The organism is Acrocarpospora macrocephala (genome assembly GCF_009687865.1).
Taxonomy (GTDB): domain Bacteria; phylum Actinomycetota; class Actinomycetes; order Streptosporangiales; family Streptosporangiaceae; genus Acrocarpospora; species Acrocarpospora macrocephala.
In genome coordinates, this window is record NZ_BLAE01000124.1 from 1 (window position 1) to 16,515 (window position 16,515).

Below are 16,515 nucleotides of genomic sequence, written 5' to 3' on the forward strand. Positions count from 1 at the left end.
CACCCACCCAGCCCTTTGTTTCCCCTCCGGGCTCCGCCCGACCCCGGCATCTCCGTGGTTGCCCTCGCGAAGCGACAATCGCGGCACGGTGGGACTCCCGGGCTGGCTGGCTGTCATGTGAGGCGTAGTTGCAGGGCGGCGACCAGGCGTTCGTCGGGGTCGGAGAGGTCCAGGCCGAATACCTCGTTGATGCGTCTGAGGCGGTAGCGGAAGGTGTTGGGGTGGACGCTGACTCGGTCGGCGGCCGAGGCTACGTCGCCGAAGGCGTCGAGGTAGGCGCGGACGGTTGCCACCCAGGAGGTGCCCTTGTGCGCGTCCTGGGCGGCGAGTGTGGCTAGTCCGCCTTCGCGTAGTTCGCGGAACTCGGGGTGTTCGTGCAGGAGGCCGCGCAGCCGTTCGATCGTGACTCTGGCCCGGACGTCGTCGATCGTCGCGATGCCGGGTCCCGGGCTGCCCACCAGCAGGTCGAGTACCTGGTCGGCCTCGCGGCGGGAGCGGGCGATCGCGGCCAGGCCGTCGACGGTGGCGCCGATGCCCGCGCGCACGGCTAGCCGGAGGGTCGTCGCCGCGCGCTCGACCACCTGGGCGGCGAGGTCGCGGGCCGGCTGCGGTCCGCCCACTAGCGCGTAGGCCCTCCCGTCGCTCGCCGTACAGGTCACGTGGTGGCGGTAGGCGGCGGCGGTGAGCGTGACGAGGTCGGCGACGCGCCGCGCGGCCGTGATCTCCTCGGCGGGGCCGCCCGCGGCTTCGGGGGCGAAGGCGACGGCGGCCATCGGGCCCGCCGGGGCGATGCCCAGGACCTCCCTGGTGAGCAGGCTCTCCACGCGGCCGTCGAGGACGGCGAGCAGGGCGTCGTCCCCGCGCCCCCGGGCCCGGGTGGCGGCGCGGGCGGCGAGCAGGTCGAGTGCGACCAGGCCGGCGGCCGAGCGCAGCGCGCGCTCGGCCTCGACGCCCAGGGGCCGCTCGCCCTCGACGACCCAGATGCTGCCCAGCGGCTCGCCGCCCGCCCGCACGGCGACGGCGAGCCGCGGGCGGTAGCCGGGCGCGTCGAAGGCCGTGACCCGCACGACCCCCTCGCCTCCCCACAGCCGGCGGAACACGCCGGTGTCGCGCAGGGTCCTGACCCACTCTTCCGGCACCGCCCGCGCCAGGATGACCTGCCGCCTGGCCGGGTCGGTCGGGTGGCCGAGGTTGGAGTAGGCCAGGACGCGGCTGTGCGGATCCTCGATCGTGGTGGCGCCGCCGACCGTGGCGGCGACGGTGTCGGCGAGCTGGAACAGGTCGCCGAGCGGCTCGTGCGGGCCGAGGTCGGCGGCGGCCTGAAGCGAGGTGTGCAGGCGGCCCCAGGAGAGCCCGGGGCCGGCGGCCAGCAGCGCGACGCCGGCCCGCTCTGCCGCCGCGAGCGTGCCCGGCTCCACCGGCGGCTTGAACACGACGGCCGCGGCCCCCGCCGTGCCGAGCGCGCGCAGCAGCTCGGCCCTGGCCAGGGGCGTGTCCACCCCGGCGGCCAGCACGACGGCGCCCGGCGACGGGTCGAGGATGGCGGGCGGGCCGACCGCCGCGTCCAGGCCATGCGGGGCGGCGAGCACGTCGAGGCAGGCGTGCTCCGCGACCAGCCGCACACTCAGATGGCGAAAAATCGCCTTATCCATCGCGATATCAGTCCATTCTGTGGATAGTCCGATAGCCGGGCCCGAAGTCTGGCCAGAAGCACGAGATCGGCGGGCATCGCGCGGGATTAGTGTCCCTGCCATGCCTAGACCTCCTGCTCCCTACTCCTCCGCCCGGCGAGCCGGTGACCTGCTCTTCGTCTCGGGCCAGCTCGGTTTCCGCCCCGACGGCACGCTCGCCGGGGATCTCGGCGCGCAGACGCGGCAGGCGCTGGCCAACCTGGACGCCGTGCTCGGCGAACACGGCCTGGGCCGCGACGACGTCGTCAAGTGCCAGGTGTTCCTGGCCTCGATAGCCGACTGGGCCGCCATGAACGCCGTGTACCAGGAGCACTTCGCCAAGCCGTACCCCGCCCGCTCCGCCTTCGGCGTCCAGCTCCATCCGGGCGCGCTGGTGGAGATCGAGGCCGTCGCCTCCTACCGCGTGGAAGCCTCGTCATGAGACTCCCGACGAGCGAGGACGTACGGCGGGCGAAGGCGGCGCTGCTCGGCCGCGTGGTCCGCACGCCCGTACTCGGTTCGGCCGCCCTGGACGCGCTGACCGGCTGCCCGACGGTGGCCAAGGCCGAGTGCCTCCAGCTCACCGGCTCCTTCAAGGTGCGCGGCGCCCTGTACCGGATCACCACCCTGCCGCCCGGCGCGCTGTCCGCCGGGCTCATCACCGTCAGCGCGGGCAATGCCGCTCTGGGCGCGGCGTACGCCGCGCGCGAACTCGGCGCCCGGCTCACCGTGGTGATGCCGGAGAAGGCGGTGCCCGAGAAGCTGGCCGCCGTCGCGGCCCTCGGCGCGACCGTGGTCAAGGACGGCGTCACCGACGCGGCGGTCGCCTTCGAACGCGCCGAGGCGCTGCGGGCCGAGCGCGGCCTGACGTTCGTGCACCCGTTCGACGACCCCATGGTCGTCGCGGGGGCCGCGACCGCGACGCTCGAACTGCTGGAGGACCACCCGGACCTGGAGCGCCTGCTGGTGCCGTGCTCGGGCGGCGGGCTGCTGGCCGGTGCGATCATGGCGGCCCGTACGGCGGGCTCGTCCGTCGAGATCGTCGGGGTGCAGCCGGCGGGCGCCGACGGCATCGTGCGCTCGCTCGCGGCCGGACGGCCCGTCGTGCCGCCCGCGATCTCCACTGTCGCCGACGGCCTCACCGCCCCGAAGCCGGGCGAGGTCAACTTCGCGATCATCGCCGGCGCGGGGGTGCGCGTCCTCTCCGTCGACGACGGGGCCATCCTCGCCGCGCTGGGCGAGGTGGTCCGCGCCCTGCGGGTCGTCGTCGAGCCGTCGGCCGCGGTCGGCGTGGCGGCGCTGTCGGCGTACGGCGAGCTGCGCGACGGCGCCCGCACCGGGCTGCTGCTGTCGGGCAGCAACGTCAACTGGCGCCTGCTCGCCGAGGGGATGATCGCGTGAGGATCCACCCGCACGTCCTGATCGGCACCCGCGGCCACGACCGGGTCCCCTGCGAGATGGGGTGGTTCGCCGTGCCGGAGAACCGTCACGCGCCCGGGTCCAGGATGATCGAGCTGGCCTTCGCCCGCATCCCGAGCACCTCGCCCGACCCCGGACCCCCGCTGGTCTACTTGGAGGGCGGGCCCGGCGCGTCCGGTCTTTCCACGTGGGCGACGCAGCCCCGACGCTACCTGTGCTTCCTGGAGTTCGGTGACGTGATCGTCCTGGACCAGCGCGGCGTCGGGCTGTCCAGGCCCAACCTGACCGGGCCCTTCCGGCTCGGCCTTCCGCTGGACCGGGTGGTCACCCGCGCGGAGTATCTCGCCGAGCACCTGGCCACGACCGCGGCGACCGCGGCCTTCTGGCGGGAGCGGGGCGCCGACCTCGACGGCTACACCACCGAGGAGAGCGCCGACGACGTCGCCGCGCTGATGGCGGCGCTCGGCTACGACACCTTCCGCACCGCCGGCGGCTCCTACGGCTCCCACCTGTCGCTGTCGGTGATCCGCCGCCACGGCGAGCGGATCGAGCGCAGTCTCATCTACGCGGTCGAGGGACCGGACGACACCTACAAGCTGCCCAGCGCCACCGACCGCCACCTGGGCAGGCTCGCCGCGCTCGCCGCGGCGGCGCCCGAACTGGACGGGCGGGCGCCCGACCTGACGGACCTCATGGCCAGGGTCTTCGAGCGGCTGCGCGAGAAACCGGCCGAGGCCGGCGGGGTGGTGATCGGGGAATTCGACGTCAAGGCCGTCACCGCGTCGGGGATGGGCTTCGCGCCGTTCCTGAAGAAGCTGCCCGCGCTCTTCCTCGCCATGGCGGCGGGCGACTTCTCCTGGTGGGCCGAGCACGTCAGGAACCTGCGGACGGAGCCGGTCGCCAACCTGATGTCGACGGTCATGGACTGCGCCTCCGGGGCCACGGCGGAGCGGCTGCGCAGGATAGCGCGGGAGGAGTCGCTCCTGGACGACCTGATGAACTTCCCCTTCCCCGCCATCGGCCAGGCGATCGGCGGGCCCGACCTGGGGGACGCGTTCCGGGCCCCGGTCGTCTCCGGGGTGCCGGCCCTGTTCATGAACGGCACGCTCGACGGGCGCACGCCGGAGACCAACGCGCTCGCCGTCAAGGAGGGTTTCGCGGACAGTCACTTCATCCTCGCCGAGAACGCCGCGCACCAGTCGGTGCACAACGAGCCCGAGGTCTTCGACGCGGTCAGGGACTTCATGCACGGCCGCCCGGTGACGCTGACGGACGTGCGGCTGGATTTCACCTTCGATCGGAGCCCGTGAGCGCGGAGGCCCTCGGCGCTGATGCCGAGGGCCCCGGCGCGTTCCCGGACCTAGGCGATGCGCCGGGCCACCCGGCCCGACCAGCGCACTCCCGCCACCTCGCCACCGGCGAGCCGCACGAACGTGCCGTCGGGCACCCGCTCGGAGCGGCCCGCCTGGAAGAAGGCGTCGCCCGCGAGCGGGATGAGCGTGACGGGTTCCTGCACGGGCACGACCAGGTCGGGCATGATCGCCCGGTAGTGGGCGATGATCTCCTCGGAGAACTCCCTGCGGACCTCGAGGCGGTCGCCGTCAGGCCGTACCACGAGCAGGTGACCCTCGCCGCGGTCGTAAGTGCCCGCGTACGCGGCCAGTTCCGCCGCCGTCAGGCGGGCCGGCTCCGGCTTGGCGAAGGCCAGGCCGAGGTGGCCGGAGAGGATCAGCTCCTCGATCTCGCCCAGGAGGGTGCCCGCGCCCGCGCCGATGGAGTTGGCGGTGACGGCGACCACGGCGTCGCGCTCGGGGACGAGTTGCAGGAGCGCCACCCCGCAGATGGTGCCGCCCGTGTGCTGGGCGACGCGCACCCCGCCGGCGTCGCGCAGGAACCACGACAGGCCGACCCGGCTGCCGTCGAAGTCCAGCTCGGTGGCGGGCAGCCGCATCGGCGCGAGGTCCGCCTCGCCGAGGTGGTGCCCGCCGTAGGCGAGCAGGTCCCTGATGTCGCTGAAGACGCCGCCCGCGGCCGCCCGGTCGCGCTCCACGTGCCAGGCGTGGATGACCTCGGTGGATCCGTCGTCCGCGCCCTTGTTCCCATGGCCGACCGCGAACCTGCGAGTGATCACATCGGCCATGTCGAAGAAGCTGTTGCGCAGCCCCGCGGGGTCGAGGACGAGCTCTTTGACCGCCGCCTCGTAGGTGGCGCCCGTCACCGTCTCGATGACCCGCCCGGCCAGGCAGAACGCGGCGTTGTTGTACGAGGCGACCGTGCCGGGCGGGAAGAGCTGCTCCAGCTCCGCCATCCTGGCCACGAACGCCGCCAGCGCGCCGTCGTCCCTGGACGGGCCGGCCGCACCGTCGGCGCCGTCGAACCCGGCGGTGTGGTTGAGCAGCTGCCGTACGGTGATCCCGCTCTGCTTGAGCGCGAGGCCGGGCACGTAGCGGTCGACCGGGGCGTCCAGCTGGACCTTGCCGAGGCCGGCCAGCCGCACGAGGGCGGTGGCCGTGTAGGTCTTGGTCACCGAGCCGATCGAGAACAGCGTGCCGGGATCGACCGGAAGCGGGTTCTCCGTGGAGGTGACCCCGTGGCAGAGGTGGAACTGCGCGCCCGCGTGGTGGACGCCCACCGCGACGCCGGGGACGCCGAGTTCGGTCGCGCGTACGGCGAGCAGCGTCTGGAGGCGGTCGCGCAGGATGTCGAGGCCGGTCATCTCAGATCCCCGCCTTGGGGTCGGGCTCGACGACGGCGAGCGCATCGAGCGAGTGGTGGGCGCCCTGGTGGAAGACGACGACGCCGGGCGCGCCGACGGTGGTCCAGCGGCCGTCGGGCTCCCGGATGACCGCGGTGTTCTCGGGCACGGCCACGATCGGGACGTCGACCGAGGTCGCGGCGAGCATGGCGGTCAGCATCAGCTGGCCCTTGCCGGTGTCGCTGTGCGGCACCACCCCGAGGCCCGGCAGCAGGCCGAGGCCCGGCGAGTCGTAGGTGTACCAAGGGCCTCCCTCGTCCGTACGCGCCGGATCGGGCACGCGGTCGGTGAGCACCACCGCGCCGGCGGACTCACCGGCCAGCACGGCGCCGGCCTCCCACCGCGACAGGATCGCCCGCCAGAGCGGGGTGCCGCGCAGGATCTCGGCCAGCGGCCTGGGCCTGCCGCCGCTCAGGAAGATGTAGCCCGCCGTCTCCACGGCCTGGACGTGCCCCGGGTCGTGGGCGTCCTCGCGGCTGAAGACCTGCGGCACGGTGACCTTGGTGCCCAGCTTGTCCTGATAGAAGCCGACGCGCTCGGCCAGCAACTCGGTGACGGTGGACCGCGGCCACTCGACGGTGGCCGTGGGAAGGATGAGCACCTCGTTCCCGCCGGACCGCGCGAGCAGGTCGCGATCCAGCAGGGCGAGCGTGTCGATGTCGTTCTGCCCGATGAGGGCGATGGGGCCTGGCACGGTCGTTACTCCTTGCGATGAACTATATGTTTCTATGTAACAGTTGCTACATCAGAAAGTTGGTGTCATGCTCACCCCTTACGAATGCCGTTGCGGGCGCTCCTACGCCCCCGCCGCCGACCGCTGGCGCTGCGACTGCGGCGGTCTGCTGGACCTGCCGCTCGCCGCCGTCGCGTGGCCGCCGCGGGCCGGCACGTCCTCGATCTGGCGCTACCTGGACGCCGGCGACCTGCCCTGGCGCGAGATCACCCTCGGGGAGGGCGGCACCCCGCTGGTCGAGGAGGACGGCGGCCTGCACCTCAAGGTGGAGTTCGCCTCCCCCACCGGCTCCTTCAAGGACCGGGGCGCGGTCGTGCTGGTGGCGCTGGCCAGGGCGCTCGGCGCGGCCCGGCTGATCGCCGACAGCAGCGGCAACGCCGGGACCGCGGTGGCCGCGTACGCCGCCCGCGCGGGCGTCGCCGCCGAGATCTTCGTCCCCGCCGGGACCAGCGAGAAGAAGCTGCTCCAGATCCGGGGGCACGGCGCCGAGGTCACCGTGGTCGAGGGCTCGCGCGAGGACACGGCGGCCGCCGCCGTCGCCCGCGTGGAGCAGAGCGGCGCCTTCTACGCCAGCCACGTGTACAACCCCTACTTCCACGAGGGCACCAAGACCTACGCGCTGGAGATCTTCGAGCAGCTCGGCGGAGCCGTGCCCGCGACGCTGGTGCTGCCCGCGGGGAACGGCACGCTCGTGCTGGGCGCCCACCGCGGCTTCGCCGAGTTGCGCGCCGCCGCGCTGATCGACCGCGTCCCGCGCATCGTCGCCGTCCAGGCCGAGCGCTGCGCCCCGCTGGCCGCCGCCTGGGCGGCGGGGCTCGACGAACCCGGTCCGGTACGGCCGGGCCGCACGCTCGCCGAGGGCATCGCCATCGCCGATCCGGCCAGAGGCTCGCGGATCCTCGCGGCCGTCCGGGACACCGGCGGCGCCTTCGTCACGGTCGGCGAGGACGAGATCGCCGCGGCGAGCGCCGCGCTCGCCGCCCGGGGCCTGTGGGTGGAGCCGACGGGCGCCGTCTCCTACGCGGCGGTACGGCGGCTGCGCGGCGCGGAGTCGCCCCTGCTGACCGGCGGGCCGGTCGTGGCGCCGCTGTGCGGTTCCGGGCTCAAGGCGTCCCTGTGATGGGCTGAACGGACGACCCGCGGCGCCCGTTTTCGTCAGCATGGACGAGGGCGCGCGGCGTCGCCGTCCATAGGCTGGCGGCATGACGGTGAACAGCCATGACCTGGTGCTGGCGGGGGCGAGGGTGCTCGACCCGGAGAGCGGCCACGACGCGGTCGCGAACGTCGGCGTGACCGGCGGGACCATCACCGCGGTCTCGCCGGACCCGCTCCGGGGTCGCGAGACGCTCGACGTGGCCGGGCTCGTGCTCGCCCCCGGCTGGATCGACCTGCACAGCCACTCACACACCATCGCCGGTCACCGCCTCCAGGCGCTCGACGGGGTGACCACGGTCCTGGATTTGGAGGCGGGCGTCGCCCCGGTGACCGAGGCCTACGACGCGGCCGCCGCCGAGGGCCGTCCGCTCAACTACGGGTTCTCCGCCTCCTGGGGGCAGGCCAGGATGACGGCCGTCGGCGGCCTCCCGCCCGGTGGCGGCCTCACCGCCGGGCTGCGCAACCTCGGTGACCCCGGGTGGCAGCGCGAGGCGACCCCGCGCCAGCTCGGCGCGCTGTTCGAGCTGATCGGCCAGGATCTCGCCGCCGGCGCCCTGGGGATCGGGCTGCTCATCGGCTACGCGCCGCGCGTCGCCCCCGAGGAGTACCTGTCGGTGGCCGGGCTCGCCGCGCAGGCGGGCGTGCCCACCTTCACCCACGCCCGCGACCTGGTCGAGCAGGTTCCCGGCATCCCGATCGACGGCGCGGAGGAGGTGGTGCGCGCGGCCGCCGAAACGGGGGCGCACATGCACTACTGCCACCTCAACAGCACGTCCCTGCGCCAGGTGGACCGGGTGCTGACGCTGGTCGGGAAGGTCCGCGCCGAGGGCGCGCGGGTGTCGACCGAGGCCTACCCGTACGGCGCGGGCATGACCGGCATCGGCGCCGCCTTCCTGGCCCCCGAGCTGCTGCCCGCCATGGGGATCGGGCCGGACTCGATCGTCTACGCGCCGACCGGGGAGCGGGTGGCCGACGCCGTACGGCTGCGCGAGCTGCGCGCCGCCGACCCGGGCGGCCTGGCGATCATCCACTACTTCGACGAGGACGTCCCGGCCGACGTGGCGTTCCTGGACCGCGCCGTGCTCAGCCAGGACACCGTGATCGGCTCCGACGCCATGCCGCTGACCTGGACGGGAGGCGAGCGGCCCGACCCGCTGGCCTGGCCGCTGCCGCCGGGGGCGGTCACCCATCCCCGTACCGCCGGCACCTTCTCCAAGATCCTGCGCCGCCATGTCCGGGAGACGGGAGCGCTGTCGCTGCCGGAGGCGGTGCGCCGGTGCAGCCTGCTGCCGGCGCGGGTGCTCCAGGAGTCGGTGCCGGCCATGCGGCGCAAGGGCAGGGTCCAGGCTGGCTGCGACGCCGACCTGGTCGTCTTCTCCCCTGACGCGGTCAGCGACCAGGCCACCTACGCCGCGAGCACCAGGCCGTCCACGGGGTACGCCCACGTGCTGGTCGGCGGGCGGCACGTCGTACGCGACGGTGAGCTGGTCCTCGACGCCCTGCCCGGCCGCCCGATCAGACGCTGACGTCGGGGCGAGCCTGCTCACGCCGCCTCCCTGGCGGCGCGGACGTCGCCGGCGACCGAGCGCATGCAGGTGAGCTGGAGCAGGCCGGCGACCACCAGCACGGGGACGAGGCTGAGCAGGGTGTAGCGCAGCGCCAGCCCGTCGGTCAGCGCCAGCAGGACGGGGCTCAGCGCCCCGCCGAGGAGCTGGAACGGCGCGGTGAGCTGCAGGCCGACGCCCCGGTGCCGGGCGGGGAGCACCTGGGTGATGAGGATGATGAAGGACGGCACCTGGATGCCGGCGATCGCCGAGAACAGCACGCTGGTGACGATGAAGACCTGGACCGAGGGAACCAGCCCCAGGGTCAGGACAAGGCAGCCGATGCCGAGGGTGCCCATGGCCTGGATGGCGGCCAGCAGCGCGGGCCGCCGCACCAGGAGGCGGTCGGACAGCGCGCCGGCGAGCGGGACCACGAGCAGCCCGCAGATCACCTGCGCTTCCAGCACCAGGGAGCGCTGGAACGGGTCGAGGGCGAGATCCCGCGCCGCCATCAGGGACGACACCATCGTCAGCCCGCCCATCGTGAGGCCGTAGACGACGCTGCTGACCGCCAGCACCCGCAGCGTCCGGACAGACCAGGCGGCGCGAACGCCTTCCCAGATCCCCGGCGGCCGTCGCTCCTCCGGTTCCGGCCTTGGCCCACTTGGTGCGGCGCCGGCCTGGTCGGCCGCCCCGCGCCGGGGTTCGCGCAGCAGGAAGGTCAGGCAGGCGACGGCGGTGGCCATGACCGCCAGCACCAGGGTGGCCATGCGCCAGCCGTACACCGTGAGCAGGTAGCCGGCGATCGGTGCGGCGAGCAGGCTGCCGATGCCGGCGGCCATCCGCAGCATCGCGATGACCCGCCCGCGCGAGGACGGGGGATAGTAGTCGGCCAGCAGCGGGATCTGGGCCACGTCGTGCGGAAGCCTCGCCACCCCGCCGAGCACCCGGCCCGTCAGGAGGACGCCCGCGTTGGGCGCGAGCGCCTGGAGGAAGTCCCCCAGGTTGGCCGCCACCTGGCCGAACTGGACGAGCCGCACGCGCTTGGCCACCCGGTCGGTCAGGTAGCCGAGCGGGAGCCCGGCGGCGTTGGTCACGACCAGCGTGACCGCGCCGATGACGCTGAGCATCGTGAGCGAGAGCCCGAAGTCGTCCTGGATCTCGGGGAGCGCGAGCTGGAGCGCGGTGTCGTCCCAGCCCGCCAGCAGCGCCGTCAGGCAGAACACGGTCAGCGGGAGCCGGGGTCCGGCGATGTTGCGAGGGTTGAGATCCCCGAGGAAGCCGCGTAATCCGCGACGTCCCACGGTGCTGGGGGGTTCGATCTCCACTGCCGCCTCCGTGTTCATATTTTTGGCACCTGTTCTTAATCCGGCATGGCGGCGACGGTACGGGGGCGACGCCCCCGCCTCCGATCGATCGACTGGCCGCTTCTCCGGCCACAAGGAGGAAGCGCGGCCGTCCCACCCGCGGGTCCTCTTTAGCGAGCGGGATTCACCGAGCGGACGGATAGTGATCATGAAAACCACGGTGGTACGGGCCGCCCGGCTCCTCGACGTGATCGAGGGGACGATGCTGAAGGACGTCGACGTCGCGGTGCGCGGCGACGTCATCGCCGAGATCGGCCCGGGTCTGCGCGGCGACGAGGTGATCGACCTCGGCGATCGCACGCTCCTGCCCGGCTTCCTCGACGTGCACATGCACCTGACGGGGCTGCGCTCCTACGCTGAGGAGCGCCAGCTGCCCGACCGCGAGATCCTGGCCGTGCGCGCGGCCCAGGACTGCCGGGCCCTGCTGTCGGCCGGGTTCACCACGGTCCGCGACTGCGGCAGCGCCATCGCGCTCAACCTGCGCGGCCTCGTCGCCGACGGCACGATCCCCGGCCCCAGGATCTACGCCGCCGGCCCAGCTATCTGCCAGACCGGCGGGCACGCGGACGCGCACCACCTGCCGCTGGCGGTGGCCAGGGCACAGCCCGACTCACTGATCGCCGACGGCCCGTGGGCGTGCAGGCAGGCCGTGCGGGAGGCGATCCGGGCCGGCGCCGACTTCATCAAGATCTGCACCACGGGCGGCGTGTCCTCCGAGCGCGACCATCCCAACGACGCCCACTTCACCCCCGAGGAGATCGCCGCCATCGTCGAGGAGGCGCACCGCCTGGGCCGCAGGGTGGCCTCCCACGCCCAGGGCAGGGCGGGCGTGCTGGCCGCCGTCCGGGCCGGCGTCGACTCCATCGAGCACGGGTACTACCTGGACGAGGAGTGCGTCGCCGAGATGGCCGCCAGGGGCACCTTCTACGTGCCGACCTTCGACCTGCGAACCTTCTTCCAGCGGACGATCGAGGGCGGCCACGGGCTGCCCGAGTGGCGGACGCGCAAGCAACGCGAGGCCATCGCCGCGATGGGGCGGTCACTGCTCCTGGCCCATGAGGCGGGCGTGCTGATCGCCACCGGGTCCGACTACTACGGCCCGCCGCTGCGCGCGCACGGCGCCAACGCCGACGAGCCGATCGCCCTGGCCCGCGGCGGTCTGCCGCCGATCGAGGCGCTGCGAGCGCTGACCGTGAACGCGGCCACGGTGCTCGGCGTCGAGGATCGGGCGGGCAGCCTCGCGCCGGGCCGGTGGGCCGACCTGGTGGCCGTGGACGGCGATCCTCTCGCCGACATCGAGTCCCTGCGTGCGGTGGCCTTCGTCATGAAGGCGGGACAGGAGCACCCGCCATGCTCACCGGCCTGGAGGAGCCCGGACCAGGGCAGCGACGCCGCGGCGGTGTCGTGATGAGCGGGCCGGCGCTGCGCGAGCTCCGGCACAGTGCGGAGTTCGAGGATGCCTTCCGCCTGTTCGACACCATCTGGCATCCGGAGCCCGGCGGGGAGCCCATCACGGTCGAGCTGATGCGGGTGCTCTCGCACGCGGGCAACTACGTGGCGGGCGCCTACCTGGAGGGCAGGCTGGTCGGCGCGTCGATGGGGTTCCTGGCCGCGCCGGCTGGGGACGTCCTGCACTCCCACGTCACCGGCGCCTCGATCGGCCGGGGCATCGGGTTCGCGCTCAAGCTGCACCAGCGGGAGTGGGCGCTGGCCCGCGGCCTGAACCGGATCACCTGGACCTACGACCCGCTGGTCCGCCGCAACGCCCACTTCAACCTGGCCAAGCTCGGCGCCCGCCCGGAGGAGTACCTGCCCTCGTTCTACGGCACCATGGCGGACGCGATCAACTCCGGGGACGAGTCCGATCGGCTGCTCGCCGTGTGGCGGCTGTCGGAACCGCACGTCGCCGCCGCCGCGAGGCGCGAGCCGTACCGGACGGCGGTCCCGGCCGGGGCGGCGACCGGGCTGGGCGAGCAGGACGGGTGGCCGGTCTTCGGCCGCGCCGACGCCGGGACCGTGCTGGTCGCCGTCCCGGCGGACATCGAAGAGCTGCGCCGGCGGGACCCCGATGCCGCCAAGGCGTGGCGGCACGCGGTCAGGGAGGTGCTGGGCGGCCTCCTGGAGCAGGGCGCCCGGGTCACGGGTTTCCATGACCGATCGTGCTACGTGGTCGAACGGCGGGACATCTCATGAAAATCAGTGGAATCGAATTGCGGCGGATCGCGATGCCGCTGGTGGCGCCGTTCCGTACGTCCTTCGGCACCGAAACCGCGCGGGACGTGCTCCTGGTCCGGGTGGTGACCCCGGACGCCGAGGGGTGGGGCGAATGCGCGGCGATGTCCGAACCGCTCTACTCCTCCGAGCATGTCGGCGGGGCCGCCGAGGCGCTGCGCCGCTTCCTCATCCCGGCGCTGCCCCGGCACGCCGACGCGTACGGCGTGAACAGGGCGCTGGAGGCCGTCAAGGGACACCGGATGGCCAAGGCCGCGCTGGAGACGGCGGTGCTCGACGCCCAGCTGCGGGCCGCGGGCGAGTCGTTCGGCCGGTTCCTCGGCGCGGCGCGCGACCGGGTGCCGTGCGGAGTGTCGGTGGGCATCATGAATTCCATCCCCGAGCTGCTGGACGCCGTCGCCGGCTACGTCGAGGAAGGGTACGTCCGGATCAAGCTGAAGATCGAGCCCGGCTGGGACGTGGCCCCCGTCCGCGCGGTGCGGGAGCGATTCGGTGACGACGTGCTCCTGCAGGTCGACGCCAACGCCGCCTACACCCTCGTGGACGCCCGGCACCTGGCCCGCCTCGACGACTTCGGCCTGCTGCTGATCGAGCAGCCGCTGGCCGACGACGACCTGGTGCAGCACGCCCGGCTCGCCCGCGAGATCAGGACGCCGATCTGCCTGGACGAGTCCATCGAGTCGGCCGCCCACGCCGCCGCCGCCATCTCCCTGGGCGCGTGCTCGATCGTCAACATCAAGCCCGGCCGGGTCGGCGGTTACCTGGAGGCCCGCCGCATCCATGATCTCTGCCGTGCGCACGGTGTCCCCGTCTGGTGCGGCGGCATGCTGGAGACCGGCCTCGGCCGGGCCGCCAACGTGGCCCTGGCCGCGCTGCCCGGCTTCACCCTGCCCGGCGACACCTCCGCGTCCGGCCGCTACTTCGAGATCGACATCACCGATCCGTTCGTCCTGGAGGACGGCCACCTGCCGGTCCCGGCCGGCCCCGGCCTCGGGCTCGCGCCCATCCCGGAGATCCTCGACAGGGCGACCACCTCGACCGAGTGGATCCCCTTATGACGCCATTTATTGGGAACCGGGCCTGATCCGTGGTGTCCGCCGCTTTGCCGGTCATCCGGCCAGTAGGAGGAGGTCTTGCCGTCCAGAGGGATGAGGGCGGAGGCCACGCACGTGCCTATCGTGGTGACGTGGGCAAGGACACGGTGGCGGACCTCGGCCTCGCCCTGGCGGGAGGCGTGGTCGCCGTCGCGGTCTCCTCCGGCGGCTGGTGGTCTGACCCCGTGCGGTTCGCGGCCGTACTCGCGACGGCGATCGCGGCCGGTGCGTCGGCCGGTGCGATCAGGCGCTCCGGGGCCGGGGTGATCGCGCTGATCGGCATCATGCTCGGCCTGCTGCTGGTGATCAACGACCGGTTCGTGCCGGACGCGCGAAACGGGCCGCAGTTGCTGCTCCCCGTGGCGCTGGCCGCTCTGGCCTACCGGGGGTCGTGGCGGCTCCTGGTTCCGGCCGCCGCCCTCGGCTGCACGGCCACGGCGCTCAACCTGGCCGGACCGGAATTCGCGATGACCCCCGCGTCCGTGGTCATCGCGTTCCTGGTCACCGGGCTCGCGCTGGTGGCAGGCCGCTATCTGCGTGCCGACCTGTCGCGGCCGGAGCGGGCGCTCCTGCTCGATCTGCTGCTCGCCGGCGGGGGCATGACCTTCATGCTGCTCGACACCTGGCCCTACTGGCACGACGAACCCTGGCCCAGCTGGACCTGGCTGGTCGTCTGCTGCGGCGCCACCGCCGGGCTGGTCCGGCGGCGGGCCAGGCTGGCGCTGGGACTCCAGGCGGTGCTGCTGGTGCTGGTCAAAGCGCTGGTGCCAGCGGCGGCCGACTCGCTGCAGCTCATGCTGCTGGCGACGCTCGGGGTGTTCGCGATGGGCGCCTCCTGGGCGTGGACCGCGGTGACGTGCGCGTTCGTCACGGGCGTCACGGCGCTCAACATCGTGGACGACGACTGGCCCGAAGTGACCCCCTCGCGGGTGGCGGCCCTGCTCGTGACGGTGGCGGCGCCCATCGCGATCGGCCGCTACATCGGCATTCGCCGGTCGGCGATCAGGTTGCGTACGGCCATGGCCGAAGAGGCGCGGCAACTGGCCGAGGCGCGGCTGCGCGCCGACCAGTTCGCCGAGCGCGAGCGCATCGCCCGCGACGTGCACGACATCGTCGCCCACCACGTCGGCGCGATGGTGCTGCGGGCGAGCGCCGCCCGCTACGCCGGGGCGTCGCAGCCGGTCACCGAGGCGCTGTCCGACATCCGGTCCACCGGGCACCAGGTGCTGGAGGACCTGCGTGGCCTGCTGAACGTGCTGCGCGTCCCGGAGACCCTCGGCCAGCTGCCCGTCTCGGATCCCGGTGAGATGGTGATCGACGCGGTCGAGCGGATGCGGGCCGCCGGGCTCTCCGTCGAGCTCCGGATGGAGCCGGAGGTCGAGCGCGTCCCGCTCGTGACCCGCGCGTCGGCCGCCCGCATCGTCCAGGAAGGCCTCACCAACGTGCTCAAACACGCCGGCCCCGGCACCTCGGCCCGGGTCGGGCTGTCCGTCTCCGGCGGGCCGCTGCTGGTGGAGGTGCTCAGCGGGCCGCCCCCCGAGCCGGGCGTGGGCCGCGCCCTGCCCTCCTCGGGGCAGGGTGTGACAGGCATGCGCGAGCGGGCCCGGGCACTCGGCGGCGACCTGTCGTCGGGACCGGACAGCGAGGGTGGCTGGCGGCTGGTGGCGACCCTGCCGCTGGAGGTACACCATGAGGGGAGAGAGCGGTGATCAGAGTCGTCATCGCCGACGATCAGGCGCTGGTCAGGTCCGGGGTGCGAATGCTGCTGCAGACCGCGGGCGACATGGAAGTCTGCGGCGAGGCCTCCGACGGCGCGCAGGCCGTCCAGCTGGCCGAGCGGCATCGGCCCAACGTCCTCCTCATGGACCTGCGCATGCCCAGGGTCGACGGCCTGGAGGCCACCCGCAGAATCCTCGCCGCCTGGCCCGCCGCGCGGATCGTCGTGCTGACCACCTTCGCCGAGGACGACAACATCTACGCCGCGCTCCGCGCCGGGGCCATCGGCTTCCTGGTCAAGGACGACGAGGCCGAACGCATGGTCGACGCCGTACGCAAGGCCGCCGCGGGCGAGCCCCTGCTGGCCCCCTCCGTACTGCGCCGCGTCGTCGAACGCGCCCTCACCGCCGAGCAGCGACCCGCCCGCTCCCCCGTCCCCTCCGGGCTCACCCGGAGGGAGCTCGAAGTGCTGGCCCTGATCGGCATGGGCCTCTCCAACGCCGAGATCGCCGACCGCCTCCACGTCGGCTTGACGACGGTGAAGTCCCACGTGTCCACCGCCATGGAAAAGCTACGCCTGCGCAACCGCATCCAGGCCGCGGTCGTCGCCCACAGGATGGGCCTGGTGGACTCCGCCTTCCGCCTGGTCAAACGCGACTGAGAGGCGATCCCAGGACCGAAGACCGATCCCAGGACCGAAGGATTCTCCCCTTCCCCCAAGCCCACCTTCACACCGAACACGACATCACCCCATCCGAAGGAATCGTGATCTTTGCCGGATGGGTACGCGGGTGTGGGGCTGTGAGAGGGACACCGTGAGTTCTCCCACC

The 16,515-nt window shown here is 73.3% G+C and carries 14 protein-coding genes; 10 read left to right on the forward strand and 4 right to left on the reverse strand.

The features are described 5' to 3' along the window. Positions 1 to 113 precede the first annotated feature (113 nt). Positions 114 to 1,652, reverse strand: a complete 1,539-nt coding sequence (locus Amac_RS52440) for a PucR family transcriptional regulator (protein WP_155361910.1) — start codon at positions 1,650 to 1,652, stop codon at positions 114 to 116. A 100-nt stretch (positions 1,653 to 1,752) separates the two neighbouring features. Between Amac_RS52440 and Amac_RS52445 the strand changes: the two genes are divergently transcribed. The 3 genes from Amac_RS52445 to Amac_RS52455 are packed head-to-tail and all read left to right on the forward strand — an operon-like array spanning position 1,753 to position 4,399. Then, positions 1,753 to 2,112 (forward strand): RidA family protein, encoded by a 360-nt coding sequence (locus Amac_RS52445; protein WP_155361911.1) that lies wholly within the window; start codon positions 1,753 to 1,755, stop codon positions 2,110 to 2,112. Then, positions 2,109 to 3,071 (forward strand): threonine ammonia-lyase, encoded by a 963-nt coding sequence (locus tag Amac_RS52450; RefSeq protein WP_155361912.1) that lies wholly within the window; start codon positions 2,109 to 2,111, stop codon positions 3,069 to 3,071. Before Amac_RS52445 ends, Amac_RS52450 begins: the two co-directional genes overlap by 4 nt. Further along, positions 3,068 to 4,399: an alpha/beta fold hydrolase gene (locus Amac_RS52455; protein ID WP_155361913.1), complete on the forward strand. Its 1,332-nt coding sequence runs from the start codon at positions 3,068 to 3,070 to the stop codon at positions 4,397 to 4,399. The genes Amac_RS52450 and Amac_RS52455 overlap by 4 nt, the downstream gene beginning before the upstream one ends. Before the next feature lie 50 nt (positions 4,400 to 4,449). Here Amac_RS52455 and Amac_RS52460 read toward each other — a convergent pair whose 3' ends face one another. Next, the gene (locus Amac_RS52460; RefSeq protein ID WP_170323093.1) at positions 4,450 to 5,805 is read right to left on the reverse strand and encodes a serine hydrolase domain-containing protein; all 1,356 of its coding nucleotides are present in this window, start codon (positions 5,803 to 5,805) and stop codon (positions 4,450 to 4,452) included. 1 nt (position 5,806) lies between these two features. Continuing rightward, positions 5,807 to 6,538, reverse strand: a complete 732-nt coding sequence (locus Amac_RS52465; RefSeq protein WP_170323094.1) for a Type 1 glutamine amidotransferase-like domain-containing protein — start codon at positions 6,536 to 6,538, stop codon at positions 5,807 to 5,809. A 67-nt stretch (positions 6,539 to 6,605) separates the two neighbouring features. Between Amac_RS52465 and Amac_RS52470 the strand changes: the two genes are divergently transcribed. Continuing rightward, positions 6,606 to 7,697: a pyridoxal-phosphate dependent enzyme gene (locus Amac_RS52470; protein WP_155361916.1), complete on the forward strand. Its 1,092-nt coding sequence runs from the start codon at positions 6,606 to 6,608 to the stop codon at positions 7,695 to 7,697. A gap of 82 nt (positions 7,698 to 7,779) precedes the next feature. Continuing rightward, complete coding sequence (locus Amac_RS52475; protein WP_155361917.1) at positions 7,780 to 9,258, forward strand: amidohydrolase family protein; 1,479 nt, start codon at positions 7,780 to 7,782, stop codon at positions 9,256 to 9,258. 17 nt (positions 9,259 to 9,275) lie between these two features. Here the strand turns inward: Amac_RS52475 and Amac_RS52480 are convergent, their stop codons facing one another. Further along, positions 9,276 to 10,604, reverse strand: a complete 1,329-nt coding sequence (locus tag Amac_RS52480) for an MFS transporter (protein WP_218041797.1) — start codon at positions 10,602 to 10,604, stop codon at positions 9,276 to 9,278. Between the two features lie 187 nt (positions 10,605 to 10,791). On the opposite strand from Amac_RS52480, the gene Amac_RS52485 reads away from it, so the two are divergent. From Amac_RS52485 to Amac_RS52505, 5 genes are all read left to right on the forward strand, one after another. Beyond that, entirely contained in the window at positions 10,792 to 12,051 is a 1,260-nt protein-coding gene (locus Amac_RS52485) for a metal-dependent hydrolase family protein (RefSeq protein ID WP_170323096.1), read from the forward strand. Beyond that, positions 11,994 to 12,836, forward strand: a complete 843-nt coding sequence (locus Amac_RS52490) for a GNAT family N-acetyltransferase (RefSeq protein WP_155361919.1) — start codon at positions 11,994 to 11,996, stop codon at positions 12,834 to 12,836. The genes Amac_RS52485 and Amac_RS52490 overlap by 58 nt, the downstream gene beginning before the upstream one ends. After that, on the forward strand, positions 12,833 to 13,933 hold the full coding sequence (gene menC, locus Amac_RS52495; RefSeq protein WP_155361920.1) for an o-succinylbenzoate synthase: 1,101 nt from the start codon (positions 12,833 to 12,835) through the stop codon (positions 13,931 to 13,933). Before Amac_RS52490 ends, menC begins: the two co-directional genes overlap by 4 nt. Positions 13,934 to 14,061: 128 nt before the next feature. Continuing rightward, positions 14,062 to 15,678, forward strand: a complete 1,617-nt coding sequence (locus Amac_RS52500) for a sensor histidine kinase (RefSeq protein WP_155361921.1) — start codon at positions 14,062 to 14,064, stop codon at positions 15,676 to 15,678. Further along, positions 15,675 to 16,346 carry a response regulator gene (locus Amac_RS52505; RefSeq protein WP_155361922.1) on the forward strand — a complete coding sequence of 224 codons (672 nt, stop codon included), beginning with the start codon at positions 15,675 to 15,677 and terminating at the stop codon, positions 16,344 to 16,346. Before Amac_RS52500 ends, Amac_RS52505 begins: the two co-directional genes overlap by 4 nt. The last annotated feature ends 169 nt before the right edge of the window (positions 16,347 to 16,515 follow it).

Bases quoted from the DNA above. Each gene is read 5' to 3' on its own strand.
- Amac_RS52440 (WP_155361910.1), bottom strand. From the start codon at position 1,652: ATGGATAAGGCGATTTTTCGCCATCTGAGTGTGCGGCTGGTCGCGGAG.
- Amac_RS52445 (WP_155361911.1), top strand. From the start codon at position 1,753: ATGCCTAGACCTCCTGCTCCCTACTCCTCCGCCCGGCGAGCCGGTGAC.
- Amac_RS52450 (WP_155361912.1), top strand. From the start codon at position 2,109: ATGAGACTCCCGACGAGCGAGGACGTACGGCGGGCGAAGGCGGCGCTG.
- Amac_RS52460 (WP_170323093.1), bottom strand. From the start codon at position 5,805: ATGACCGGCCTCGACATCCTGCGCGACCGCCTCCAGACGCTGCTCGCC.
- Amac_RS52470 (WP_155361916.1), top strand. From the start codon at position 6,606: ATGCTCACCCCTTACGAATGCCGTTGCGGGCGCTCCTACGCCCCCGCC.
- Amac_RS52475 (WP_155361917.1), top strand. From the start codon at position 7,780: ATGACGGTGAACAGCCATGACCTGGTGCTGGCGGGGGCGAGGGTGCTC.
- Amac_RS52485 (WP_170323096.1), top strand. From the start codon at position 10,792: ATGAAAACCACGGTGGTACGGGCCGCCCGGCTCCTCGACGTGATCGAG.
- Amac_RS52490 (WP_155361919.1), top strand. From the start codon at position 11,994: ATGCTCACCGGCCTGGAGGAGCCCGGACCAGGGCAGCGACGCCGCGGC.
- menC (WP_155361920.1), top strand. From the start codon at position 12,833: ATGAAAATCAGTGGAATCGAATTGCGGCGGATCGCGATGCCGCTGGTG.